The sequence below is a fragment of the Bacillus vallismortis genome, from assembly GCF_004116955.1.
GTDB classification, from domain to species: domain Bacteria; phylum Bacillota; class Bacilli; order Bacillales; family Bacillaceae; genus Bacillus; species Bacillus vallismortis.
The window spans coordinates 2,237,696-2,262,398 of the sequence record NZ_CP026362.1; the positions used below are offsets into that span (position 1 = coordinate 2,237,696).

Annotated in this window: 22 protein-coding genes, 1 tRNA gene, 3 pseudogenes and 1 riboswitch; of the genes and pseudogenes, 13 read left to right on the top strand and 13 right to left on the bottom strand. The window is 42.4% G+C overall.

Going from position 1 to position 24,703, the window contains the following annotated elements:
- Positions 1-79: 79 nt before the first annotated feature.
- The gene (locus BV11031_RS12070; protein WP_010329442.1) at positions 80-247 is read left to right on the top strand and encodes a YjfB family protein; all 168 of its coding nucleotides are present in this window, start codon (positions 80-82) and stop codon (positions 245-247) included.
- A gap of 128 nt (positions 248-375) precedes the next feature.
- Positions 376-849, top strand: coding sequence for a YjfA family protein (locus BV11031_RS12075; RefSeq protein ID WP_010329441.1), 474 nt, complete (start codon positions 376-378; stop codon positions 847-849).
- A gap of 49 nt (positions 850-898) precedes the next feature.
- On the opposite strand, the gene BV11031_RS12080 is transcribed toward BV11031_RS12075, so the two are convergent.
- A complete protein-coding gene (locus BV11031_RS12080) occupies positions 899-2,299 on the bottom strand; it encodes a polysaccharide deacetylase family protein (RefSeq protein WP_010329440.1) in 1,401 nt (466 codons plus the stop codon).
- 253 nt (positions 2,300-2,552) lie between these two features.
- Here BV11031_RS12080 and BV11031_RS12085 point away from each other — a divergent pair, with 253 nt between their 5' ends.
- The 3 genes and pseudogenes from BV11031_RS12085 to BV11031_RS12100 all read left to right on the top strand — a co-directional run bounded on the left by BV11031_RS12085 (position 2,553) and on the right by BV11031_RS12100 (position 5,010).
- On the top strand, positions 2,553-2,819 hold the full coding sequence (locus BV11031_RS12085; protein ID WP_026014481.1) for a hypothetical protein: 267 nt from the start codon (positions 2,553-2,555) through the stop codon (positions 2,817-2,819).
- Between the two features lie 122 nt (positions 2,820-2,941).
- Positions 2,942-3,928, top strand: a complete 987-nt coding sequence (gene cyoE / locus BV11031_RS12090; RefSeq protein ID WP_041952560.1) for a heme o synthase — start codon at positions 2,942-2,944, stop codon at positions 3,926-3,928.
- Between the two features lie 896 nt (positions 3,929-4,824).
- Positions 4,825-5,010, top strand: a pseudogene (locus BV11031_RS12100) (DUF4177 domain-containing protein).
- Between the two features lie 105 nt (positions 5,011-5,115).
- Here the strand turns inward: BV11031_RS12100 and BV11031_RS12105 are convergent.
- The 5 genes from BV11031_RS12105 to manR all read right to left on the bottom strand — a co-directional run bounded on the left by BV11031_RS12105 (position 5,116) and on the right by manR (position 10,909).
- On the bottom strand, positions 5,116-5,325 hold the full coding sequence (locus BV11031_RS12105; RefSeq protein ID WP_010329435.1) for a hypothetical protein: 210 nt from the start codon (positions 5,323-5,325) through the stop codon (positions 5,116-5,118).
- Positions 5,318-5,599 carry a hypothetical protein gene (locus BV11031_RS12110; protein WP_010329434.1) on the bottom strand — a complete coding sequence of 94 codons (282 nt, stop codon included), beginning with the start codon at positions 5,597-5,599 and terminating at the stop codon, positions 5,318-5,320. Before BV11031_RS12110 ends, BV11031_RS12105 begins: the two co-directional genes overlap by 8 nt.
- Before the next feature lie 298 nt (positions 5,600-5,897).
- A complete protein-coding gene (gene manA / locus BV11031_RS12120; protein WP_010329432.1) occupies positions 5,898-6,845 on the bottom strand; it encodes a mannose-6-phosphate isomerase, class I in 948 nt (315 codons plus the stop codon).
- A gap of 15 nt (positions 6,846-6,860) precedes the next feature.
- Complete coding sequence (locus BV11031_RS12125; RefSeq protein ID WP_010329431.1) at positions 6,861-8,813, bottom strand: fructose-specific PTS transporter subunit EIIC; 1,953 nt, start codon at positions 8,811-8,813, stop codon at positions 6,861-6,863.
- Positions 8,814-8,962: 149 nt separating this feature from the next.
- Positions 8,963-10,909, bottom strand: a complete 1,947-nt coding sequence (gene manR, locus BV11031_RS12130; protein WP_010329430.1) for a mannose transport/utilization transcriptional regulator ManR — start codon at positions 10,907-10,909, stop codon at positions 8,963-8,965.
- A gap of 537 nt (positions 10,910-11,446) precedes the next feature.
- On the opposite strand from manR, the gene BV11031_RS12135 reads away from it, so the two are divergent.
- Positions 11,447-11,716 carry a hypothetical protein gene (locus BV11031_RS12135; protein WP_010329429.1) on the top strand — a complete coding sequence of 90 codons (270 nt, stop codon included), beginning with the start codon at positions 11,447-11,449 and terminating at the stop codon, positions 11,714-11,716.
- Positions 11,717-11,909: 193 nt separating this feature from the next.
- Here BV11031_RS12135 and BV11031_RS12140 read toward each other — a convergent pair.
- Positions 11,910-12,191, bottom strand: a pseudogene (locus tag BV11031_RS12140) (antibiotic biosynthesis monooxygenase).
- Positions 12,192-12,475: 284 nt separating this feature from the next.
- Here BV11031_RS12140 and BV11031_RS12145 point away from each other — a divergent pair.
- On the top strand, positions 12,476-13,633 hold the full coding sequence (locus BV11031_RS12145) for a response regulator aspartate phosphatase (RefSeq protein ID WP_010329426.1): 1,158 nt from the start codon (positions 12,476-12,478) through the stop codon (positions 13,631-13,633).
- A 278-nt stretch (positions 13,634-13,911) separates the two neighbouring features.
- On the opposite strand, the gene BV11031_RS12150 is transcribed toward BV11031_RS12145, so the two are convergent.
- A tRNA-Val gene (locus BV11031_RS12150) sits at positions 13,912-13,984 on the bottom strand.
- Between the two features lie 173 nt (positions 13,985-14,157).
- On the opposite strand from BV11031_RS12150, the gene BV11031_RS12155 reads away from it, so the two are divergent.
- Positions 14,158-15,348, top strand: coding sequence for a DUF819 family protein (locus tag BV11031_RS12155; protein WP_010329424.1), 1,191 nt, complete (start codon positions 14,158-14,160; stop codon positions 15,346-15,348).
- 55 nt (positions 15,349-15,403) lie between these two features.
- Positions 15,404-15,949, top strand: coding sequence for a GNAT family N-acetyltransferase (locus BV11031_RS12160; RefSeq protein WP_010329423.1), 546 nt, complete (start codon positions 15,404-15,406; stop codon positions 15,947-15,949).
- A gap of 29 nt (positions 15,950-15,978) precedes the next feature.
- Here the strand turns inward: BV11031_RS12160 and metC are convergent, their stop codons facing one another.
- On the bottom strand, positions 15,979-17,151 hold the full coding sequence (gene metC / locus BV11031_RS12165; RefSeq protein ID WP_010329422.1) for a cystathionine beta-lyase: 1,173 nt from the start codon (positions 17,149-17,151) through the stop codon (positions 15,979-15,981).
- A complete protein-coding gene (gene metI, locus BV11031_RS12170) occupies positions 17,144-18,265 on the bottom strand; it encodes a cystathionine gamma-synthase/O-acetylhomoserine thiolyase (RefSeq protein ID WP_010329421.1) in 1,122 nt (373 codons plus the stop codon). The genes metC and metI overlap by 8 nt, the downstream gene beginning before the upstream one ends.
- 68 nt (positions 18,266-18,333) lie before the next feature.
- Positions 18,334-18,454, bottom strand: a riboswitch (SAM riboswitch).
- A 164-nt stretch (positions 18,455-18,618) separates the two neighbouring features.
- Here metI and BV11031_RS12175 point away from each other — a divergent pair.
- The 3 genes and pseudogenes from BV11031_RS12175 to BV11031_RS12185 all read left to right on the top strand — a co-directional run bounded on the left by BV11031_RS12175 (position 18,619) and on the right by BV11031_RS12185 (position 20,318).
- Complete coding sequence (locus BV11031_RS12175) at positions 18,619-19,341, top strand: esterase family protein (protein ID WP_010329420.1); 723 nt, start codon at positions 18,619-18,621, stop codon at positions 19,339-19,341.
- Positions 19,342-19,377: 36 nt separating this feature from the next.
- Positions 19,378-19,892 (top strand): annotated as a pseudogene (locus BV11031_RS12180) (YjcG family protein).
- A gap of 3 nt (positions 19,893-19,895) precedes the next feature.
- Entirely contained in the window at positions 19,896-20,318 is a 423-nt protein-coding gene (locus tag BV11031_RS12185; RefSeq protein ID WP_010329417.1) for a GNAT family N-acetyltransferase, read from the top strand.
- A gap of 103 nt (positions 20,319-20,421) precedes the next feature.
- Here BV11031_RS12185 and BV11031_RS12190 read toward each other — a convergent pair.
- Together BV11031_RS12190 and BV11031_RS12195 are read right to left on the bottom strand one after the other, a co-directional pair.
- Positions 20,422-21,572, bottom strand: a protein-coding gene (locus tag BV11031_RS12190; RefSeq protein ID WP_128568213.1) for an IS3 family transposase whose coding sequence is annotated in 2 segments (ribosomal slippage) — positions 20,422-21,299 and positions 21,299-21,572 — 1,152 coding nt in all. Because the reading frame shifts where the segments join, the coding sequence is not laid out codon by codon here.
- Positions 21,573-21,682: 110 nt separating this feature from the next.
- A complete protein-coding gene (locus BV11031_RS12195; RefSeq protein ID WP_010329415.1) occupies positions 21,683-21,937 on the bottom strand; it encodes a hypothetical protein in 255 nt (84 codons plus the stop codon).
- 119 nt (positions 21,938-22,056) lie between these two features.
- On the opposite strand from BV11031_RS12195, the gene BV11031_RS12200 reads away from it, so the two are divergent.
- On the top strand, positions 22,057-24,336 hold the full coding sequence (locus BV11031_RS12200) for an ATP-dependent helicase (RefSeq protein ID WP_129550765.1): 2,280 nt from the start codon (positions 22,057-22,059) through the stop codon (positions 24,334-24,336).
- A gap of 71 nt (positions 24,337-24,407) precedes the next feature.
- Here BV11031_RS12200 and spoVIF read toward each other — a convergent pair whose 3' ends face one another.
- Positions 24,408-24,662 carry a sporulation-specific transcription regulator SpoVIF gene (spoVIF, locus tag BV11031_RS12205; protein WP_010329414.1) on the bottom strand — a complete coding sequence of 85 codons (255 nt, stop codon included), beginning with the start codon at positions 24,660-24,662 and terminating at the stop codon, positions 24,408-24,410.
- Positions 24,663-24,703 lie beyond the last annotated feature (41 nt).

Sequence of the window (24,703 nt, forward strand, 5' to 3'; positions counted from 1 at the left end):
GTCAACATGCAAAATTAAGCCCTTTTGCACTGTAAAATCATCCAAAGCCGCCGATAGGTAAGGCATAGGAGGTGGAACGATGGATATTCCCGCTTTATCAGTTGCGATGCATCAAGCATCACTTGCCCAAAATGTTGAGGTTGCCTTAACGAAAAAAATGCTGGATACCGCCCAGCAAAATGCCGATCAAACCTTAAAGATGATTCAGCATTCGACGCTCGGACAAACCATTGATGTAAAAGCTTAACCTCATACCAAAGGCGGCCGGGAGCTCCATCCTCCCGGCCGCCTTTATTGTTCACAAAAAAGCATGCATGTTTTGACTGTTCCCCCGTATGATGTATTGTTTGCCATATGAAGGAGGTCATAAAGGACATGAAAAAACGGTTTACAAAGGCTTCATTGGTGTTATTCGCAGTTGTATTTATGTGTGCCTTTAAAGGAACGCCCGCCAATGCGGAAACCCATGCCTACGATGGAAAAAGCCCTTATTACAATGATTGCGCGTCCAGCGGCACTACAAAAAAATCTTCAAACTTAGTGAATGCCAACAATCAAGTCATCGGAGTGGTCGAGCTTAAATTCAGCAGTACATGTAAAACGGCTTGGGCAAAAATCACGATGAACAACACATTGGCAACAGGCTTTGAAGCAAATGCGGAGATTACACGGAACACGGACAAAAAGAGATACAATTGTGATTCTGCAGGCGGCAACGGAAAAGCGGTGGCCGGCCAAAAATCTTGTTATACACCGATGGTTTATGATTTAGACCCAAGGACTTCTTACGCTTTCGGCAAGTATTCAGGGCCGAATCTGAATGTTTGGGCCACCACAGGCTCTTACTAAAAAGAAAAAAGGCTGCCCAAACGGAAAACATCCGCGCAGCCTTTTCGTATTAATTCGCTTCTCTTTGTTTTTTAACTTCTTCAAGCTGGGAGACTGTCACCAATTGATAGCCTTGATCGGTGAGTTTTTTGATGATTTCATCGGCCGCATCAGCAGAGGTGCGGTAAATGTCGTGAATCAAGATGGTTCTTCCATCTCCCGCCTGACTCATGACCCGGTCAACGATCGTTTTTTTATTGCGTTCTTTCCAGTCTTCCGGATCAACATCCCATAATGCGACATCCATTTTCAATTGGCTCCGCAGCTCATCATTAATGCCGCCGTATGGAGGCCTTACAAGCGTTGGGCGGTATCCGCTTACTTTTTCAATCACATCCTGCGTGTCGTTAATCTGCTTTAACGCTTCTTTCACTGAAAGCCTTGTGAGAAGCGGATGGCTCCATGAATGGTTCCCCACCTCATTCCCTTCTTTCAGCATCCTTTTCAGTGTTTCCGGATAATATTGCACCCTGCTCCCAAGAACAAAAAACGTGGCATGCCCCTTATGTTTCTTCAAGGAGTCCAAAATCTGATTTGTTGTCGCAGGATTCGGGCCGTCATCGAAAGTAAGAGCGATGACTTTTTGATGGGGATCAATCGCTTCCTCTTTTGGCAATGAAATCACTTCATGCTTCGGCTTTTGCTCTTTTATTTTATTTTTGTTTTTTTCTTTATCAATATATTGCTCTTTCACAATGTCTTTTAAAAGGCTTTTCTTAATCGCAATCGATCGCTCTCCAAGATAGCCTGCCGCGACCTGATACGTATCGAAATAAAATTCGATATAATCTTGCTTGATGGCAAAGCGGCTGAAATTTTCTTTTTTCGGTGCCGTTCCTTCCTTTAATAGGGCATCATCCGCACGAATGTCCTTATCTTTTTTCAACTCATGATACGCAATGAACGAAAGCTCATGTAAATAGTCGGCGTCCTCTTTGAAAATATCATCAATTGAAAGAAAAGCTTGCTTACTAAAATCATAGTTAAACGTTTTTGTAATGGTTTGTCCATGTGCACCGGCGATATATTGATATTCATGAAATACAATCGCTACTGTCTGCTTGGCATAATGGGCAATTTTATAATCAACGTTTAATTCGTTGCGTTTTTTTGTATGTTCCTGATCGACGTCTTTCGTTTCCTTTTGAAATTGGCGAACCTCTTTCTCTGCGAAACTCTTTAATACCCCATCTATTTTTTCATTTTTAAAAACAGGATAATTGACCGCGTAATTGAACGTTTTACCGTCATTCACAAGCGTAGCGATCTCCACATTCCCATATTGAGAATCAGCCTTTACTTTCGTCATGACTGTTTCTTTTTTCAGTGAATTATGGAAAAAGCCAATGAGGCCTGCCACACATACAACTGTTAATAAGATATGAAACCATTTGATTCTTTTTGCCAACACCCCAAATTCCTTCCTTCATGACCATTTCGATTTATGTTTCATTAGTTAAAACTGTATCTATTTAGAAATATTTTTGTAACATTAAAGTAATATTTATTTCATATTTGTAATGTTATGAGATTTAGAAGTTCTTGTCAATCCTTTTCTTCAGAGAATTCATCATAAAAAAAACGATTTTAAGAATGTACATACACCCAACTCAAACATCGAGAATATGGTAAAAGGAATAAAAAAAGCTAGGGAGGTTTTCCTCTTGGAATACCCTTTGAATGAACAGCCATTTGAACAAATGACACCTTATGATGAAAGACAGCCTTATTATTATCCGCGCCCACGACCGCCTTTTTATCCGCCTTATTATTACCCAAGACCGTTCTATCCGCGGCCGCCTTACTATTACCCGCGCCCACGACCGCCTTACTATCCATGGTCCGGTTATGGCGGCGGTTTCGGCGGCGGCTTCGGCGGCGGCTTCGGCGGCGGATATGGCGGAGGATATGGCGGAGGATACGGATACTAAGCGCCATTAATCAAAATGGGGGCAGTCCAGCTCCCCATTTTTTTGTTTTAAAAACGACAATATTATGACAAATCTAGGAAATAATTGTGATTCTATAGCCGTCTTGTTACGATTACAAAAGCATGCAGTTTTGGGGAGGTGTCTTTTTGGAGAATACAAGTGATTCTGCAGCCATTTCTGAAGCCAAATACATAAAACCTTCAAATCGGGTAACAGTTTACGATTTTATCAAACTTGCAAAACCCGGGATTATCATATCAAACTCGATCGCTGCCTTCGGCGGATTCTGGATCGCGTTTGCAAGCGCAGAAAAACCATTAACAGGAATGGCTTTTTTGATGACAATGGTGACAGCAATGCTCGGAACTGCATTTGTTATGGCTTCCGGCACTGTCTATAACAATTATTTTGACCGGCATATGGACGCAAAAATGGCGCGCACCCGCAGCAGAGCGTCGGTCACAGGGAAAATGCCGCCAGCCATGATCGTCACGTATGGTTCTGTTTTAGGAATCACCGGTCTTGCGATGCTCTACTCCCTCAATCCATTAACTTCCCTTCTCGGACTGGCCGCTTTTATTTTTTATGCAATCATCTATACCATATGGGTGAAACGAACTTCTGTGTGGAGTACATTTGTCGGGAGCTTTCCCGGAGCTGCGCCGCCATTGATGGGGTATTGTGCGGTAACCGGTGACATCAGTATGACTGCAGTGCTGTTGTACGCGATCATGTTTCTGTGGCAGCCGCCGCATTTTTGGGCGATTGGAATCAGACGCAAAGAGGAATATCGGGCAGCGGGCGTTCCGCTCTTGCCTGTTGTAAAAGGAAATCATGTAACAAAAATAAAAATGCTTCAATATATTGCAGTTCTGGTGCCGGTCACACTATTATTTCCTTTCTCTCTTCCCGCCGCCCATATCAGCTCATTTTATTTCTTAGCAGCCCTGATTCTCGGATGCATATGGATCAAAAAAAGCATCCAGGGATTCAAAACGGACGATGACGTGAAGTGGGCAAAGGATATGTTTATCTACTCGCTCGTTTATTTTTGCTTGCTGTTTTTCTTCATGATGGCAGATTCATTTGTCATGTTATTGATTAGGTGATTATCATGCAAAAGAGCCACACATTAATGTGACTCTTTTTTGTTTGGAAACACAGCCTCTAATAGAAATGCCACGCAAAAAAACACAGCCATGCAAATCAAGAACCGGACGATCTCACTCAAAATCCAGCTATCAGCAATACGCATACCATCGGTTTCATGAAGAGTTGCACATATTGAAAAAATCATGAGTATATATTTTAAGGTTCTTTGTTCATGAAATACCATCGCTTTCTTACATTGATCATGCAAACTCCATTCGGAGAAAAAACATGCCTGCATCACTGCATGTTTTGATTGTAAGAAGTCCTTGTTTTTTCAGCCAGCCATTTGCTAAGTTCAGGCAAACAAATGAAAAACGCTTCTGAAAAAAAATAAATCTTTTGCGATAAACAAAGCGGCGGAAAGCTCGAACCGGCTGATGCTGTACTCTCTCCTAATGAAAATAAGAACATTAGAAAATGTAGTAACGGCATGAAAAAAATATATAGCATCCTTAATACGTGGATCGGGACGTGTACCTTTTTCTTAAAACCAATACAAGAAAAAATAAATCCATAAACGAAAAGACAGTACGTCCCCCAGCCTAGTATCGGGTGTGCGCTAAACCACAAAAATAAAATTGCTAACAAATACATCTCGTTCTCCAATCATAAACTCGACTCTTTTTTCCATCATCAGGTATTATAAGCCAAAAACAAACAAAAGAATAGACATGTTTCTATATTTAGTACATGAACAAAAAGAGAAGTAAAAAGGAAACCTATCTAGATGAAAAACTTATGAGGCTTCTCCCTCTTGAATGGATTTATATTTCCATTTGAATAAACACTTTCTTAAAGACTTCGAAACTTCTTTGCCAATCTAACGTATATCTTCACAAGGAGGTTTCAAACGATGAAGGAGTATGAATTCGTAAGAGTTGAACTGAGTACCATGAGAAGAAGGCCTAAAGAAGACTACCAGCAAATCATCCATGACTATGCCAAAGAAGGCTGGTAATTCATTCAGATTTTTGCGCCCAGTATCAACGGGTATGGAGCGGCTGCTTATTTTGAAATGATATTTGAAAGAGATGCGTAAAAAGCTTAGTCTATGGGTCTAAGCTTTTTCATTTGCCCTTTATATCCCAATCTCGTTGCGTACCATGTATACAAGTTCAGCAAATGATTGCTCACATGCTTTGGCTTATTCTTGCTGCACTATTTTTAGGTCCATACCGATTTTCCCTGCACTGACCAATGATAAAATCAAGCGCTGCATCAATATGGGCCGGGAACCTTTGCATGCCAATTGGTGAGCAATTAAAACAAAAGCAGGCTCCCATAAAAAGAGGGAAAACCCTCCCTCTATACTGAGAGCGGGTTCAACAATGATTAATTCCGTTTCCTTATTCATCTTTCTTATCTTTATCGGTATCTTCAGCATCCTCAACTGGATCTTCTGGATCAGCTTCATTATCGTTTTCATCATCTTGATTGATGGTATCATCCTCATCGACACCTGGCACGTTGTTATTGTCCGTATCTTGGTTGTTTCCGTTATGATCTTGATCGTTCTCTTCAACATCTGGGGCATTGTTGTCATTATTTTCATCTTGATTATTATTACAGCCCATTAATACAAAACTGGATAGGAACAACGCACCTATCATTTGCAGCCATTTTTTCATTTTCATCCTCCTTTCTTCATTTTCATCCCTATCAGTTTGTCCAGCATGCTTTCTTTCATTCGTTGCATTCTTATCTGTTCTAACTTGATAACTGAAAAGAAATGGCTCGAAGATGAAGCAATACGATAAATAACAGCTCTTTTATTTGGTGATTTTGCATTGCTTGAGTGTGGTTTAAATGAAGGAAGCTGATCACATCCTTTCATACCATCAAAAAAACCCTTCCATTTAAGAAGGGTTTTCCATTCTGCGACCGTCAAGCCAAGCGTGAATTGATACACTTGTTATCTAGATCGTTTCATAGATGAGAGACGATACACTCTGCCCGCCCCTCCAGTTTAAATACTCCAAAACCGTACGGCAGCAGCATATGATCTCCTTTTTTGAAGGTATTGATATTCACACCGGAGATCATACGGCCTTCTCCTTCAATCACACTGACCAGAAGGAACGGTTTTTGCTGTTTTAATGTCGCAGCTCCTGTTAAACGCCATTTTTCCACTGTAAAGTAAGCACATTCAACAAACGTGGTTGTAAGCAAATCATCTGTTTGTTCATATTGAATAGTGTGACGATCTGAAATGGATGGAACCTCTATGACTTCTAAGCTCTTCTCCAGATGAAGCTCGCGCATATTGCCTTCTGCATTTTTTCGCTCGTAATCATATAATCTGTAGGTTGTATCAGAATTCTGCTGTGTTTCTAAAACGAGAATGCCTTTTCCAATCGCATGAACGGTACCGCTTGGCACATAGAAGAAATCCCCCGGCTTTACCTTTACGCGGCGCAAAAGCTCCTCCCATTCTCCAAGTTCAATCATCGAGATCAGTTCTTCCTTTGTTTTTGCATTGTGGCCGTAAATGATCTCTGCGTCTTTTTCGCAATCAATGATGTACCAGCATTCGGTTTTTCCGAGCTCTCCGTTTTCATGTATATTGGCGAACTCATCGTTCGGATGCACCTGAACGGATAAATCTTGGTCCGCATCTAATATTTTTGTAAGCAGAGGGAAACGGTCCCCTTCAAGCTGTCCGAATAAATATCTGTGGTGCTCCCATAATTCGCAGAGCGTGAACCCTTTATACATCCCGTTTTGAACAACGCTTTGCCCATTTTTATGAGCAGCAAAAGCCCAGCATTCCCCTGTTCGTTCTGACGGAATGTGATAACCGAAATCAGCTAAAGCGGCGCCGCCCCAAATCCTCTCTTTGAAAACAGGCTTGAAAAATAACGGTTCAGTCGTCATGAAAATCCCCCCGCATTACACGATTTCATCCAGCAGCTTGTATGCCTCTTCTTTTGTTTGCACGGAGAGCAGCCGGTTCCTATAACTGTCATTCATTAGTTTCCGGGATAACATCTGCAATATTTTCAAATGCTGGTTCCCTCTGCTATCTTCCGGGACAGCTATCATAAAGATTAATTTCGCATCTGATCCATCGAGGCTGTTCCAGCCAACGCCTGATCGTTTGATCCCAAAGGCAACACTCGGTTCCCTGACCGACTCAGATTTTCCGTGCGGAATTGCGATATTCATGCCAATCGCCGTTGTGCCTTGTTGTTCACGTTTCAAAATGGCTTGTTTAAACCCGCTCTCGGACAGCAGCATACCTCTCTGTGACAGCTGTTGAATCATTTCATCAATAATGTCGTCCCTGGTCTCTCCGGATAAATGTGGGTCAATCAGCTCTGGGCTGATGATGTCTGTCAGTTTTTTGATTTCCGTCATCCCGGCTTTTTGGCTTTCGGCTTGAGTCGGCTGCGTTATTTCTTTCGCCGCAGCAGCTTCACTTGGCGGTGTAGTTTCGCTGAGCACAGGGGACGCCACCGTAATATCCTTTTTTAATACATTGATGAACAGAGCAGTGACAAGAGATCCCGCAATCACAGCAATAAAAAACATCAAAACATGATCAACTGCGCCAAGCACTGCGACGATAGGTCCGCCATGCGCCACTCTGTCTCCGACATTTCCAATCATCGCAATCACAGAACCCGTCATAGAACCCGCCATAATACTGGGAATGACCCGAAGAGGATCCTGCGCCGCAAATGGAATGGCTCCCTCAGTGATACCGAAGAGTCCCATCGTAAATGCCGCTTTCCCCATTTCTCTTTGAGATGCCTCGAACTTTCTTTTTCCTAAGAACGTTGCAATGCCGAGGCCGATCGGCGGTATACAAATGGCGACGGCAATCGGTCCCATAATTTCATAGTTTCCTTCTCCGATCATGGCCGATCCAAATAGAAATGCCACTTTGTTTACGGGACCGCCCATATCAAATGAGATCATCGCACCTAAAATCAATGCCAGCAGGATCGAGCTCGACCCTTTCATACCTGCCAGCCATACCGTTAAAGATTCGAAAATTTGGGCTACAGGTGCGCCGATCAAACACACAAACGCCAAACCTACAATCAGTGATGCAAACACCGGGATAATAATAATCGGCATAATCGGCTGGATTGCTTTTGGAACTTTTAATTTTTTGATCCAAAGGGCAGCATAGCCGGCCAAAAATCCGGCTATGATACCGCCGAGGAAACCGGCGCCGCTTGCGCTGTCATAAAAACTTCCAGTCGCTGCAATATATCCGCCGATCATCCCAGGCACAAGCCCCGGTTTATCAGCGATACTATAGGCGATATACCCGGCTAATATCGGAATCATGAACGAAAATGAAGCACTGCCGATCTGTTCAATCGTTTTCCAGAAAGAATCATCCGGAACGACTAAGCCTTTTGGCGTTTTTTCGCTCCCAAGCGTTAATGCAACCGCTATCAATAAACCGCCGACGACAATGAAAGGAACCATAAACGAAACACCGTTCATCAAATGTCGGTAAATCGGATTTTGTTTCTTCTCCTGTTGATTGGTTGATACCGGTTTTGAAGCGGGATGGTAGACCGAGATATTCCCGCTAAGTGCTTTTTGAATCAATTCTTCCGGTTTGCGAATGCCGTCCTGAACCCCGACAGACAGCAATTTTTTGCCTATAAACCGGTCTTTGTTTACCGAGCGGTCTGCCGCAATAATGATCGCGTCCGCTTCCCGAATGTCCTCCGCGGTTAGCTCATTTTCCACTCCGATTCCGCCCTGGGTCTCGACTTTGATGGAAACGCCTAATCTGTCGGCAGCTTTTTGCAGATTTTCCGCTGCCATATACGTATGGGCAATTCCGTTCGGACAAGAGGTTATCGCCAACAGTTTCATATACATCCTCCTTTACACTATGAATCATAAGATCTTGTCTCAACTGTATACTGAAATCAGGCTGTAAAAATGGCTTTATTTTACCGTTAATTTCGGAAATAAAGGCATTTTTCCTTATAAACAAAAAAAGCAAGGAATCAATCCCTGCTTTAATAATCCAAATAAGATAAAAATGTCATGATGTCTGTTTCTTTCGTCAGCTTCTGGACGAAAGCCGGCTGCTCACTGAGATATGAAAGCTCACGAAACAGCTGCTTTGTCATATTTTGATCCTCGTGTTTGACAGCGAGCATAAAAACAAGCGATACTTTCTCATTTCCCCAATCAAGCGGTTCTTTTAATGTGGCAATCGCGATGGCTGATTGTTTGATATATTTAACGTTTGCATGAGGAATGGCTATGCCTGCCCCGATATTTGTCGCCGCCATTTTCTCCCTCATCACCGCATGAACCGCATACTCTTTTTCAACATAGCCTTTCTCAAACAAAGCAATCGACAGCTGTTCAATTAACTTGTAGCGGTGCTCTGCTTCTTGCTGCAAAAATACCAAAAAAGGCGTTGTATTGTTCAGCATTTGAAATGTTTTGTTTTCGCGTTGCGATTTTTCAAGCTGATCGACAAATACGTTCAATTCTTTCTCATCGCCAGGCTCTAAAAGCGGTGATACAACAATGTGAGGAATCGTTATATATTCCAAAGCAACGGTGGAGATGACAAGATCAATATCCTCATGCTTTTTTATAAAGTCCGCTAAATCCGATTTTGCGATACAAGCCATGACAGCGATTTGATGACATTTCCGTTCAATTTTCGTCCGCAGCAATTGTGACATCCCAATGCCCATGTGGCAGACGATGATCGCCTTTTTACGCGTCTCGCTGCTGTGATGCATTCGTTCGATCGCTGCCTGAAAATGCAGTGTCAAATATGCCGCCTCTTCCTCGGGAATATGAAGATCAAACGTTTGATTGATGTCTTCCAAAACGTCAATGATCAGGTGAAACAAATAAGGATACATCTTTTTGATGTCATAAAGCATAGGATTTGATACAGAAAGATCGTAGCTCAGCCGTTGTAACACAGTATTCAAATGAATGCTCAATCCGTTAATCAAATCCTGATCTTTGTGAAAATCCAGCATTTTCAGCTCTGAAACACGATGGATTAAATGCCTTACCACCTTAGGAAGCACAGCGTTTTCAAGGGTCTCTTCTTGCTGCTGTAAGTGATAACGAACTTTCCCGCCCAATATATGTAATGTTAAATACACGGCTTCTTCTTCAGGAAAACGGATGGCAAAAACCGGCTCAAGCCGTTGCAAACAAGCAAATGTCCATTGATATTCTTTCTTCCTTTTTACGGCCGCCATTTCTTTTGGGGACAACGAGATCGGCTGTTTCATTTTGATCCGGCGAACCATGAACAAAGTATGCAGCAGCAAATTCTCAAATGTTTCATCTGTAAAATAGAGAGAATGCTTTTTTTGTAATGCTTTGATTTCTTTCGTCACAAAGTCGACTTCATAACTTAAAAACTGGCTTTTCATAAATTGGCTTGCAAACTCGGTGCTTTCAATCAAATCAGATATTCTTGCCAGTGCTTTTCTTTTATTTTTTTCGTTCCCTTCAACTTTTAATCCAAGCCGCTGCCTCGAAACCAGTGTGAGATCAAATCGCTTCAGCCACTCCTCTACCGCACATAGATCCTTTTTAATAGAAGATCGATTGACAAAATGCTGAGCGGCCATTTCTTTTGCGGAAACAGGCTTTACATTCATTAATAAGTCATAAGCCATTTGCAGCATTCTTTCTTCATCTGTCCGCCGCCTAGAATGGACATGTACTGTATGTAATTGTTGGCTTAACCAAGCCCTTTCCTGTTCCTCTATATGTAAAAAGACGCCTAACCCTGGTTTCCGAATGAGCTGGGCCTGAGAATGTTCATTGAGATAATCCTCGATCGCTTTCAAGTCATTCCTGATCGTTTTCTCAGAACACTGTACCCTGTCTGCGAAATCTTGCACAACTAAATAGTCATCAGGTTCAGATAACAACAGATACAAAATCTCTTTTTGTCTTGTATTCATGTATTTCATCTGTTTTCTATCCTTCCTGTCAGTATCCGCTTGAATAAATGATAGTATAAGTACACTATAAATGTAACCGTTTACATTATAACGTGAAATCATAGAGTCAAAAGTTTTGTTTTTTACCGAAGCTTCCGGAAAAAAGGGTTTTTATGTTATTAGAGTTATTCTATAATCCGATATGTGATCAGCAATTTTTACGAATTTTAGAGATCTATTCGAATAGTGAGGGGTAAAGCATTATTTTATGTTATGAAAATTTTAAAAGGTTTAGATGAAATTTCTGGTGAGTATCTAGATCGCTATCCAGGAAATAAGTTTATGAATATAAAAATACATAAGAAATTAAGGTTACTTTTGATATTTCCTGAAATTTTAACTCAATTGTGATTTTAAAGTCCATATATCCAATTCACATCAGAAACAATATCCTCAGAGCCGCCCCCTCTTAATCGTTAACAAATAATTAACAATTATTTACAAGGATGTTTTTTCGAAAAATCGAATTCTTTTGATGTAACAAAAAAAACTAAAGGAGTGTTTAAAATGAAATTGAAAAAAGTTTTAACTGGTACTGCATTGTCCCTTGGTTTACTCGTTTCTGCAGCTCCCGCTTTTGCTGCAAGCCCTACTGTAGATGGTGCGAGCCAGGAAAAAGTAACTCCCCAGGCTGAGCTGAAAACTATCTATCTCACAGCCAATACACGTGGAGAACTTCTAAATGTAACAGTATTTACTGGTGTTAAATACTATTTAAAAGATGCCTGGCAGAATAGTGATGGTACATGGACAGGTAAATATCAAGGATGGTATTAAAAAATATGAGAGATAAGAGATTTTTCTCTTATCTCTTTCTTGAGACCAACTCGCTCTCTATAAAAATCTTATCTTTGTGAATAAAATAATAATCGTTGGCAGAGTTGGGCAACAATCCGATCCGCCAACAATTTTCCTATAAAGTACAGTGGTTGTTTCAAAGTCTATGACTGTCTCTTTTGAAGGTGCCTTTTTAATCATTCACATTGCATTTCATTAACCATTCGACTTCAGTTAATTCTTGTTTTTGAACATCTTTTGGGTGTTTTTTCGTGAAATGGGCTTTAACAGCTTCTTCGTTTTCCCAAATCTCCCAAAGCATTATTTTTCGTTCTTATGATTCTAGCGGATAAGCATGAAATGTAATACACACTGCTTCTTTCTTCGTTTCTTCCTCAAGTTTTTTAAATTCCTTCATTATCTCATTAAGGTCTTTATCACTGATGCTTTTTAAGCATGCGGTTATGTAATGCATCGAAATCCCCCTCCTCTTCACACCATTTTATGGCTTTTCATTATAATATTTTCTTGAAAATAGTCATTTATAAATCATTAAACGACATTGGGAAGCCTTTTTAAACAAACTTTCTATAAATTCTAAAGCAAGCTATCGGGTCCGTATCAGACGATTTGATCCTTATTTATGCTTATTCTGACCTTTTTTAGTCCGAATAGAAAGATTTTTCAAAAAATAATTCTATAAGAGGGTGTCTTTGGTGGTATAATATTAAATAAATGTAAATAAAAGGAGGTATCCAATTGTCTGTTTCGGATTTAATCCCATATCATTACGTAACTACAGATATTAATCATTGGTATGTTGTAATAAAGCAGGGACGAGTTGAGAAAGCAAAAGAAATGAAACAAAAAGTTGAAAAAGAATTTGATATGATGGAGAAAAATGAAAAGGTAGCAGTCTATCTTCAGCTATTAAAGCTACGCCACGAAATAATGCTGTCGTATCTCGAGCCTGACTCTGTTAAAAATATAGATTGTGTTTATTCTGATCTCAAAAAGACACGGGAAAGTATGGCTCCTGAATCTCTTACGAATACAATTGAGTTCTATTATCACTTTTTCACCGGTATGTATCATTTCAGAACAAGAGATTTAGTTATTGCTTTAACATATTATCGAGAAGCTGAAAAATATCTTGATTTATTAGACGAAAACGCAAATACAGATAAGGCAGAGTTCTATTTCAAAGTTTCAGAGGTCTATTACTATATGAAAGAGACTCATTTCTCCATGAATTATGCTCAGCGTGCATACTCTATATTTAAAGGGCAAAAAGATGCTCAGGATAACCTAACATATGGCAAAGAAATGATCCAATGTCAGTTTGTTATTTTTGGAAACTGGCTAGATAAAATGTGTTATGAGGATGCTTTAAAAACAGCTCAAAAGGCTTTAGATGATGCTTTAAAAATAGGAGAGCAACATTTAATTGGTTCCGCTCATTTTAATGTCGGTTTATGTTATAATAACCTTGAAGAACTTGACAATGCTGACAAACATTTTCAAATCGCCTATGGAATTCATAGGGATCGCAAACACATATATGAGTCTAAAGCGATTTTTAATCTAGCATATGTCAAAGCAAAGAAGAATGATTTAAAGGCTGCTTTAGAATTGTACCAGGAAGGTCAGAAGGTTGCTTCCAGACACAACAATCAGGAAGTAACAGAGAAATTAAAACTGGTTAAAGGTCTTTATTTATCATTCGACTTACAAACACTTAGAGAAGTGTTCAAGTTCTTCAAAGATAAAAACCTTTATGGTGATATGGAAGAATACGCTGTTGCTGATTTTTTGACCAACAAAGAAGATAGACATGATGCGGTCGATTTTTATCAAATGGCAATTGAAGCACGCAAACAAATTCAAAGGGGGAAGCATTTAAATGAAAAAATGTAAAATTGCAATTTGTTTAGCGCTCTTGCTTGGCGTTGTTGGAGTATCTAGCGCTTCATACGCTCTTTCTGAGCAGTCCACTTATAAGGTCGCAGATAGAGCAGCAACTTAATATGATATTAAGAAACAACCCCATTTTGGACTTTACAAATGGGGTTTTTATTTTATCTTCTCAATTCAATATTTATTCCTGTGTTTTCATTTAAATCATATACTGCATTAATAAAACCGACAACCCCTATAAAAAGTAAAAAACCCTTGCTACGCAAGGGTTTAAGCTATGATTCCGACTGGGCTCGAACCAGCGACCTCTACCCTGTCAAGGTAGCGCTCTCCCAGCTGAGCTACGGAATCACGATATGTAAGTGTTTCTGGGTATATTATTGTCTTTCTGACAAGTTCTATTATATAACCTCCTCCCCTATTCGTCAACAGCTTTTTTAGAAAAACTTTTTTTCGGACTTGCTGTTCTGTTCATCGGCTATTATAATATGTCTTAATTTTCTAATAATAGGGGTGATAGAGGATTGCATTCTTTGATTTCTTCTGATGATGTTTGGGTTTTGTGGGGATTTATTGCGGTGTGGGCAGCAGTGAGCATCGGGCTGGAGCAGCGCTTTAAGTGGGCGTCCGCTGTGTCTGGCGCTATCATTGCGCTTTTAGGTGCTATGGTGTTTACAAATATAGGAGTTCTTCCTGTTGAATCGCCTGTATATGATACTGTTTGGTCTTATGTGGTGCCGCTGGCGATTCCCCTTTTGCTGTTTCAGATCAATGTGCGGCAGATTTTCAAGGAAAGCAGGCGTTTACTGTTTATTTTTCTGATTAGCTCCGTCGGAACTGTGCTTGGGAGCGTCCTTGCTTTTTTTCTGTTCAATCAGCATATTCCTTACCTCGATAAAATCGGCGGAATGATCAGCGCTTCTTATATCGGCGGCGGGATCAATTTTGCGGCGATGGCGGCGAAATTTGAGACGCCGGGGGAATATGTGTCGGCTGCCGTTGTGGCTGATAATATTATGATGGCACTTTTGTTTTTGATCTTAATCAGCATTCCTGCAGTGAAATGGTTTCAGCGGCATTATGCTATGCCGTTTGAAGAAAAAGTGAAAGCCGATGGAAAGAGCGGAAACAGTGCAGAAAGCTATTGGAAACGGAAGGACATTTCTTTAAAGGATATCGCTTTTAATACCGGTGCTGCTTTTGCGCTTGTTGCGGCTAGTGTGAAGATTTCCGGCTATTTTAAAAGCCTTTTTTCTCATCCCCTGTTGACCGGAACGCTTGGCGATCAGTATCTAATGCTTACGTCTTTAACGGTTCTTATCATTTTTCTTTTCCCGCGTTTTTTTGAAAGGCTCAATGGATCTCAGGAGCTTGGAACCTTTTTGATTTATTTATTTTTTGTGGTGATCGGCATTCCTGCAGATTTGCGCTTAATCGTCACCAATGCGCCTCTTATTCTATTATTTGTCTTAGTTGTTGCGATCAGCAATTTAACTGTTTCCTTAGCCGTCGGAAAATTATTCCGCGTGCGGTTTGAGGAAATTCTGCTCGCTGTCAATGCTGCTGTCGGGGGGCCTACGACAGCGGCTGCGATGGCAATTGCCAAGGGATGGCGTGAGCTTGTTGCCCCCATCATGCTTGTCGGTACGCTCGGTTACTTAATCGGGAACTATGTCGGCACCTTTTTGGGAAATTGGTTTTCTTCTTTTTTATAAAAAGGATAATTGCAGTTTCCTTAGAATAATGTAAGAAGATTGGGGAGATTACTGTATGCTAAAAGGAAAAAACATCTATGTAAGACCTTTAGAGGTAAAGGATGCGGAAGAACATCTGCGGCTGCAAAGCGAAAACCGGGATTTTTTTGAACAGTTTTCCATGATACGCGCAGACGATTATTATACGGTTGAAGGGCAAAGAAAACGAATAACTGAGTATCAGCAAAGACTGGAGAAGGATGAAGAGTATCATTTTGGCATTTTCACTGCGTCAGACAATACATTAATCGGCACGGTTTCGCTCTTTCAAATCATCCGCGGGGCGCTGCAAACGGCGTTCATCGGGTATTTTTTAGACAAAGCCCATAATGGAAAGGGCCTGATGACAGAGGCCGTCAAATTGATTGTTGATTTTGCGTTTCACGAATTGAAACTGCACCGTATTGAAGCCGGTGTGATGCCCCGCAATCTCGGATCGATGCGTGTATTGGAAAAAGCGGGGTTTCATAAAGAGGGCATTGCCCGTAAAAATGTGAAAATCAACGGCGTTTGGGAGGATCACCAAGTACTCGCGATTCTGAATCCAGATGATGAACAGTAAAAGAAGCCGGGCCATCCCCGGCTTCTTTTTTAACGAACCGCCACTGGCGCAATTTCTTTCAGCGCTTGTTCGAAATCACGTTTCAAATCATCTGCGTTTTCGACACCGACACTGAGACGGAGCAGTCCGTCTGTGATGCCGCGTTTTTCACGCTCTTCCTTCGGCATTGCCGCGTGAGACATCGTTGCCGGATAGGACAAAATCGATTCCACGGCGCCAAGGCTTACAGCAAAGACCGGAAGTGATACATTCTCTACTAATTTCTTAACGGCATCTTTGCTTTCAAGCTCAAATGATAGCACGGCGCCCGCTCCCGCCGACTGGCCTTGATGAATGTCAGCGCCCGGATGATCAGCCAGACCCGGATAATACACGCGTTTCACCGCCGGATGCTCCTGGAAAAATTCCGCAAGCCGCTGCGCTGTTTGGCTTGCTTTTTCTAAGCGGACCTGCAATGTTTTTAATCCGCGCAGCACAAGCCAGCAATCTTGCACGCCAAGGACGGCGCCGAATGCGTTTTGCAGCTTATACAGCTGCTTTCCAAGCTCTTCATCCTTGACAGCAGCCAGGCCTGAGAGCACATCGCTGTGTCCGCTCAAGAACTTTGTTGCGCTGTGAAGCACAATATCCACGCCGAGATCAAGCGGCCGCTGCAGTGCCGGTGTCATGAAGGTATTGTCCAGAAAGGTCAAACAGCCGTTTTCTTTTGCGAGCTGAACCACCGCTTTTATATCAGTAATCCCAAGTGTCGGATTTGACGGTGTTTCCATATAAATGACCTTCGTGTTTGGTTTGATATTCCGCGCCACTTCATTCATGTCCGTCATGTCGACAAACGTATGCTCAATGCCAAACCGGGTCAGCACCTCTGTCACCATGCGGAAGGTTCCGCCGTATACATCTTCTGTCACAAGAACGTGATCGCCCTGTGACAGAAGTAAAAATGCTGTCGAGATCGCAGCCATGCCTGAGCTAAAAGCCAATCCTCTCGTTCCGCCTTCCAGTGCGGCAATGGTTTCTTCGAGCGCTGTTCTTGTCGGCGTGCCTGAGCGGCTGTAGTCATATGCGCCAAACTCTTCAAATGAAGATTGATGAAATGTTGATGCATGCTGGATCGGCACACTGACGGCCCCTGTTGAACCGTCTGTTTTAAATGGATTGTGCACGAGCTGGGTTTCCAGCGTCCAATTGTGATTACTCAAATGAAACAGCTCCCTCTTTGACCTGACATAACGCCTGTTTTAGGTCTTCTTTTAAATCCTCCGCATGTTCAATTCCGACCGAAAAGCGCAGCAGACGATTGCAAACCCCGTTTGCGATGCGGATGTCTTCAGGAATATCCATGTGCGTCTGTGTGGCTGGATATGTAATAAAGCTCTCCACCCCGCCGAGGCTTTCCGCAAAACAAATGGTCTTCAGCGCTTTTAAAAACGGGTTCACCCACTCTTCTTTTTGCAGACGGAAGGACAGCATGCCGCCTTTTCCGGGATGCAGCACATCCGCAATTTCTTCCTGCTCTTCTAAAAACGCCGCAAGCTCCTGCGCGTTTGCCTGATGCTGGCGCATTCTGAGGCTCAGCGTCTTCATTCCTCTCATGAGAAGCCATGAATCAAATGGAGGCAGGACAGCACCGATGGCATTTTGGTGTTGAAACATTTCTTCTCCAAGCTGTTCATCTTTCACAACGACAAGCCCTGCAAGCAGGTCGTTATGCCCGCCTAAATACTTGGTTGCACTGTGTATCACAATGTCGGCTCCCAGCTCAAGCGGCTGCTGCAAGACCGGTGTGTAAAATGTATTATCAACGATCAGCAGAATACCGTGCTCTTTTGTGATCTGGGCGATCTTTTCAATGTCCGCCTCCTGCATGAGCGGATTTGTCGGCGTTTCCACAAACACCGCTTTTGTATTCGGCGTTATCTTGGAGCGTAAACAGTCTTCGTCGCTGAAATCATCATAATGAAAGGTCAAGCCGTATTTTTTCCATTCATTTTCAAACAAGCGGTACGTGCCGCCATATAGGTCGGATGAAACGATCAGTTCGTCTCCGCTTTTAAATAGCGCCATAATTGTTTGGATGGCCGCCATTCCCGAACTGAAGGCAAGCCCTCTCGCTCCGTTCTCTAAGCTGGCGATCGCGTCCTCCACAAGCTGGCGTGTCGGATTTTTTGTGCGGACATAATCAAATCCGGTTGATTCACCGATCCCTCTGTGGCGGTATGCTGTTGATAAATAAATAGGAGGACTCACTGTCCCCGTTACTTCGTCGCTTCGGTTCCCGATTTGGGCTAATTTCGTTTCAACATGCTGTGACATATAGCTGCACCTTCCCTTTTCAAAATAAAAAACCCCTTCTTCATAAGAAGAAGGGGTTTAAACGCTTCCTCTTATCTTCCAAGCATAAAACGCTTGCTGGATTTAGCACCTTGGCGCTTTGCACATATGCAAAACAGGCCGGTTGCTGAGGTTTCTAAGGGCCAGTCCCTCCACCTCTCACGATAAGAAATATCGATTTCAATTTTCTGATTGTTTTATATTAACTTAATTCGCAGTTTATTTCAATACTTTTTTCTTCGAGTTCCGAACGGTTTAAAGAGAGAAATTTCTAATAATTCATGGTACAATAATGGAAAACGCAAGAAAGTCTAGTTGTCCTGGAGGAATGTATTATGGCACCGAAAAACGGCACAGTGCAAGAAAAGAAATTCTTTTCGAAAGAGCTTAACGAGGAAATGACATTGCTCGTTTATCTGCCGTCCAACTACTCCCCTCTTTATAAATACCATGTTATTATCGCGCAGGACGGCCACGATTATTTCAGGCTGGGGAGAATTGGCAGGCAGGTCGAGGAATTGCTGTCCAAACGTGAAATTGACCGGAGTATTATTATCGGTGTTCCTTATAAGGATGTTGATGAACGCAGAAAAACCTATCATCCGGAGGGCTCCAAATTTTCGGCGTATAAACGGTTCATCGCCCATGAGCTCGTACCGTTTGCGGATGATGAGTATCCTACTTATCATGTCGGCTACGGACGCACGCTAATCGGCGATTCGCTCGGAGCAACCATATCGCTCATGACAGCACTCGATTATCCGAATATGTTCGGAAACATCATTATGCAGTCTCCCTATGTTGACAAGCATGTATTGGAGGCCGTGAAGCAATCGGACAATATTGAACACCTCTCTATTTATCACCAAATCGGCACGAAAGAAACTGACGTCCACACGACTGACGGGAACATTCTGGACTTTACAGAACCGAACCGTGAGCTGAAACAGCTGCTGGAGAAGAAGCTTTCAGATTATGAGTATGAGCCATTTGAAGGAGACCACAAATGGACATACTGGCAGCCGCTTATCACGCCGGCGCTGAAAAAAATGCTTTAATACTCAATCATACTTTATTTCCAGGAGGGACATAATATGAAATACGGAATCGTTTTATTTCCATCAAAAAACTCCAAGACCTTGCGAACTCTTACAGAAAGCGCTATGATCCGAGCTATTCCTTGATCCCGCCCCATATGACGCTGAGATCATCGTTTGAATTGGCGGAGGAGAAAGCCGATCAGCTAGTATCACATCTGAGAGCCATCGCAAGGGAGTCCCATCCGGTCGTTCTCAAATTGACAAAATACAGCTCATTTGCGCCTGTCAATAATGTCATTTACATCAAAGCAGAACCGACGGAAGAATTAAAAACACTCAATGAAAAACTATACACCGGTGTGCTGGCTGGTGAACAGGAATACGCTTTTGTCCCGCATGTGACGGTCGGCCAAAATCTTTCCGACGATGAGCATTCGGATGTTCTGGGACAATTAAAAATGCAGGAAGTGTCGCATGAAGAAATCATTGATCGTTTTCACTTACTTTACCAGCTTGAAAACGGATCATGGACCGTATATGAAACCTTTTTGCTAGGCAAAGGAGAATAATATTTGGAAGCAGTTATCGCAAAAAATGAACAACAAATGAAAGACGCATTTTATGTAAGAGAAGAAGTCTTTGTCAAAGAACAAAACGTGCCTGCTGAAGAAGAAATTGACGAACTTGAAAATGAGTCTGAGCATATCGTCGTATATGACGGCGAAAAGCCTGTCGGTGCCGGAAGATGGCGTATGAAGGACGGCTACGGCAAGTTAGAGCGGATTTGCGTATTGAAAAGCCACCGCTCCTCCGGTGTCGGCGGCATCATTATGAAAGCGCTCGAAAAAGCGGCCGCGGACGGCGGTGCTTCGGGCTTCATGTTAAACGCGCAAACGCATGCTGTTCCGTTTTACAAAAAACACGGGTATCGTGTGATTTCTGAAAAAGAATTCCTCGATGCCGGCATTCCCCACGTACAAATGATGAAAGACTAAACAGCATCCGGGTCTATTGAGATCCGGATTTTTTCAAGCACATAAAAAACCGTTCTCTGGATGGGACTGACCCCCGTTTTTAAGACAGGGATCAAAACACCTTTTAAACAGCCAATTGCCGATAATTTATCGGTGATTGGTTGTTTAGTTTCGTTTGAATACGGAAATTGTTATAATAATGAATGTATTCTATGACAGTGCGTTCTACGATGGCGGTCGTGGTTCGATCAATGCTGTTAAGATAGAACGTTTCAGACTTTAGTGAGGAATGAAACGATTCGATGGAGGCATTATCAGCGGGCGTCCCTTTACGGGACATGCTCATGGTAATGCCTTTTGTTTTAACAGCTTTCTGATACTCGTAAGATGTATACACAGATCCTTGGTCACTATGTAACACGCAGTTCTCAGGCAGTGTTGGCAGTTGATCAAGTGTGTGTAAGACAAAGTCTGTGTCCTGCTTATCTCCAATCGTAAAAGCAATCACTTCTCCATTGTATACATCCAATATACTGGAAAGGTACAATTGCTTCTGTCCATAAGGCAAATACGTGATGTCCGTTACTAGTTTTTCAAGAGGATGATCAGACTGAAAGTTCCGATCTAATATATTATCGACCACGGCATATGGCTGCCCATTCTTCTTGCGCTTTTTCACCTTAACCCGGCACTGCCACTGATTTTTCTGCATAATACGCTGAACCGTTTTATGGTTAATACACATTCCCTTTTTTAATATGGCTGTGATTTTTCGATATCCATATCGATACTTGTGCTCTCGGCACAACGTGCCGATTTGTTTTTCCAAATGGCGTTTGGGATGATCCTTCATCAGATTCTTCTTCCAACGATAATAAGACGCCCGAGAGATACCTAAATGAATACAGATATCCTGCACGGTCATTGTGCTGTGCAATATTTCTACAAGTTCGACTGACGTTTTGCTATCAACTTCCTTTCCAATTCGTTGTACTTTTTTAAAACTTCATTCTGTTGTCTCAGGTAACGATTCTCTGCCTGCAGTTTCTCTAATTCGGAAGAATACTCCGGACCTTTTCCATAAGTGTATTGCTTACCAACAGGCTGTTCAAATCGATGTGTATCACCAGCCTTATACCATCTGACCCATGTCTTAATCTGCGTATTATTTTTGATATTCAACTCCTGCATGATCTCTTTCATAGGTACGCCTGCCAATCTCATTTCTACAGCCTTCTGTTTCACTTCAAGCGGATAACTCACTCTTGTCCCCATAGAAAATACACCTCCAAGTCTAATTTCGGATAACAATCATCCGTTTTCAAACTTGAAGGTGTTTTTATTTGTCTCATCTTATGGGGTCAGTCCCGGATGCGAACGGTTTTTTATACATATCGATTAATATATGTGCCCATCCCTTTTTCTCGCAACATCTTATAAAGAGAGCGCTTACGTTTCATCTCGTTCACTTTTCTTTCAGCGGCCGTTTGATTCTCCTGCTGTTTCTCCAGTTCCTTGTATACCCGCTGAAATGGAACATAGTTGATTTTTTCGGTTCCGGCGTAATCCTGCTTATGACCGATCGTTCGATTTGCATATTGAGCGTATTGCTGGTTTTGAATGTGACCTGCATATATCATACGATACCCACCCTTCTGCTATCTCTTTTCCCTTAAACATACTTTTTGAAACACGTTTCTTTTGTTATGATAGTCTTTGTCTGTATTGAACACCTTTTTTTGATTGGGAGGACCCCTTTTTGAAATGCGCCCGACTGAATGATCGAACGATACATTTATATACATATTCGAGAGAACACTATCAATTCCTCTTTGAAGAAGGAATAAAAGGACATTTAGTTTGTTCTCATTGCGGAAAACCCGTTTTGTTAAGACTCAACATCGCTGATCCTCCGGAGTTTATCCACCGCCAGCCAGGCCACTTTCCGGCATGTGAAGAGGCCTGCGGAACGAAACCCGCTCAAGAGGAGAAAAAAGAAGAGTATCAGGAATCCGGTGTCTTTCGTTTGCCCAAGGGAAAAGCGATTGCGGCTGACTCGTCTCCAGCTGTCGCGGAATGGCAGCGGCCGAGAAGCATTAAACCCGGAACACCATTCGTCCAAAAAACAATAGAACCTGATACGAGCCTTTTTCCGTCTGTCGGCTTGAACACGGATCAGCTGAAAGCTGTCACGGAAACAGAAGGCCCTCTGCTTGTGCTTGCAGGTGCGGGAAGCGGAAAAACACGCGTGCTGACGGCTCGTGCCGCCCACATGATTGAACATTTAGGCATAGCGCCGGAAAATATGCTGCTTGTCACCTTTACGACAAAAGCCGTCGCCGAAATGAAAGAGCGCATGGCGAAGCAGTATGGATTACAGCCGGCAAAAGTCAGAAGACTTGTCACCGGAACATTCCACAGCTTCTTTTATAAAATCTTGTATCACTATGATTCTGCCAAATGGAACGGCGAGCATTTGCTGAAAATGGAGTGGCAGCGGGAACAATATATCAAAAAAGCACTCTATGAAGAAGGCATAGATGAAAAAGAGTTCCCCGTTGATCAGGCGCTGCAGCAGATCGGCTTTTGGAAAAACACTTATGTGCCGAATGAACGCATCCCTTTACAAGATGAGTGGGAAAAACAAGTCTATCGATTATATGAACATTATGAACGCCAGAAAAAAGAAAACAACCAATTTGACTTTGATGACATGGCTTCTGCCTGCTACGAATTGTTTATCAATCAGCCGGATCTTCTGGAACAATATCAATCTCGGTTTACTTATATATTGATTGATGAGTTTCAGGACATTAACCCGGTTCAATATAAAATCATGCAGATGCTCGCCAGCCCTGAGCAAAACCTGTGCTGCGTCGGGGACGACGATCAGTCTATCTACGCGTTTCGCGGAAGCAATCCATCTTTTATTCTTGATTTTCAGAAGGATTATCCCGGAGCGAAAACGATTTATTTAACCGCAAACTACCGGTCAACACACCCAATCGTTTCCAGTGCTGATATCGTTGTGAAAAAGAACAAAAACAGATATGCCAAAATGCTTGAAGCCGCACGCGATGACGTCCAGGTCCCTATGCTGTTTTATCCTTATGACGAAGAAGAAGAGGCCACAATGGTCGTATCCGATATCAAAGAAAAAATTCAAAACGGGGCAACCCCTGAAGACTTTGCGGTTCTCTACCGCACAAACAGCGGAGGCCGCGCCATATATGAAAGGCTTCATCATTCGTCAATTCCTTATACAGCTGACCGCGGTGTCCAATCGTTTTACAGCAGACGCATTGTCCGCCAGATTCTTGCATACTTGTACGCCAGCCAAAATGAGGATGACACTGAGGCGGTTAAGCACTTGCTGCCTGCCTTGTTCTTAAAGCAATCCGCTTTGAACACACTGAAGGCGCTCTCGATTACCGAGGACTGCTCCATGATTAAAGCGCTGGCCAAGCTCCCTGATCTGAAGCCGTTCCAGCTCAATAAAATCAAGAAAATCGTGCCATTTTTTGCAAGCCTCCGCACGATGAAGCCGGTTGAGGCAATCACCTTCGCCGAAGGAAAAATGGGCTTCTCCGAGTATTTAAAAAAACGGGGGAACGAAGGCAACAAGCTAGAAAAAGGCTCCGATGACCTGCGTGACATTAAAGTCGTCGCCAAAAAATTCAAAACCATTCCTGACTTTCTCGCCCACGTAGACCATATGAGGGCCGCCGAGAAAAACAAAACGGATGATAACGGCGTTCAGCTGATGACCATTCATCGCTCAAAAGGCCTTGAATTCAAAACGGTTTATGTGTTAGGCGCGGTTGACGGCTCGATACCGCACGATTTCTCATTAGAAACAGCGAGAAAAGGCGATGAAGCGGCTCTTGAGGAAGAAAGACGACTATTATATGTAGCCATGACCCGGGCCGAACAGCATTTATATTTGTCTTGTCCCGCCAACAGACGCGGCAAAACGGCCCACCGCTCAAGATTTTTGTATCCCCTTTTACAGCAAGTAAGACAGCCCTTGCATAACTAACAGCCCGGCAGTGATCTGCCGGGTCTTTTCTGTAAAAAAAGCCCGCTGAAAAAGTCAGCCAGGCCATCCGCTTATTTGTTATCCAGCATTTTAGAAATTGTGCCAAAATCAAGCTTTTCTTTGCCGCTTGTAATCGATTGAACAATTTTATCTTCTAATTCCTTTGGCACGCGTCTGTTTGCCAGCTGTGCGACACGGCTAATTACGCTGCGCACTGTGTTTTCATCTTTAAAATTGGCGTTTTGAAGAGAGCCGGCAAGATTCATGACATCCTTCATATTGACGCCTGTTTTCTTTTCAATATTTTTAAAAAATTGATTATCCATAATGCGCCTCCTTTAGGCGGAGTAATACGATATTATATGAA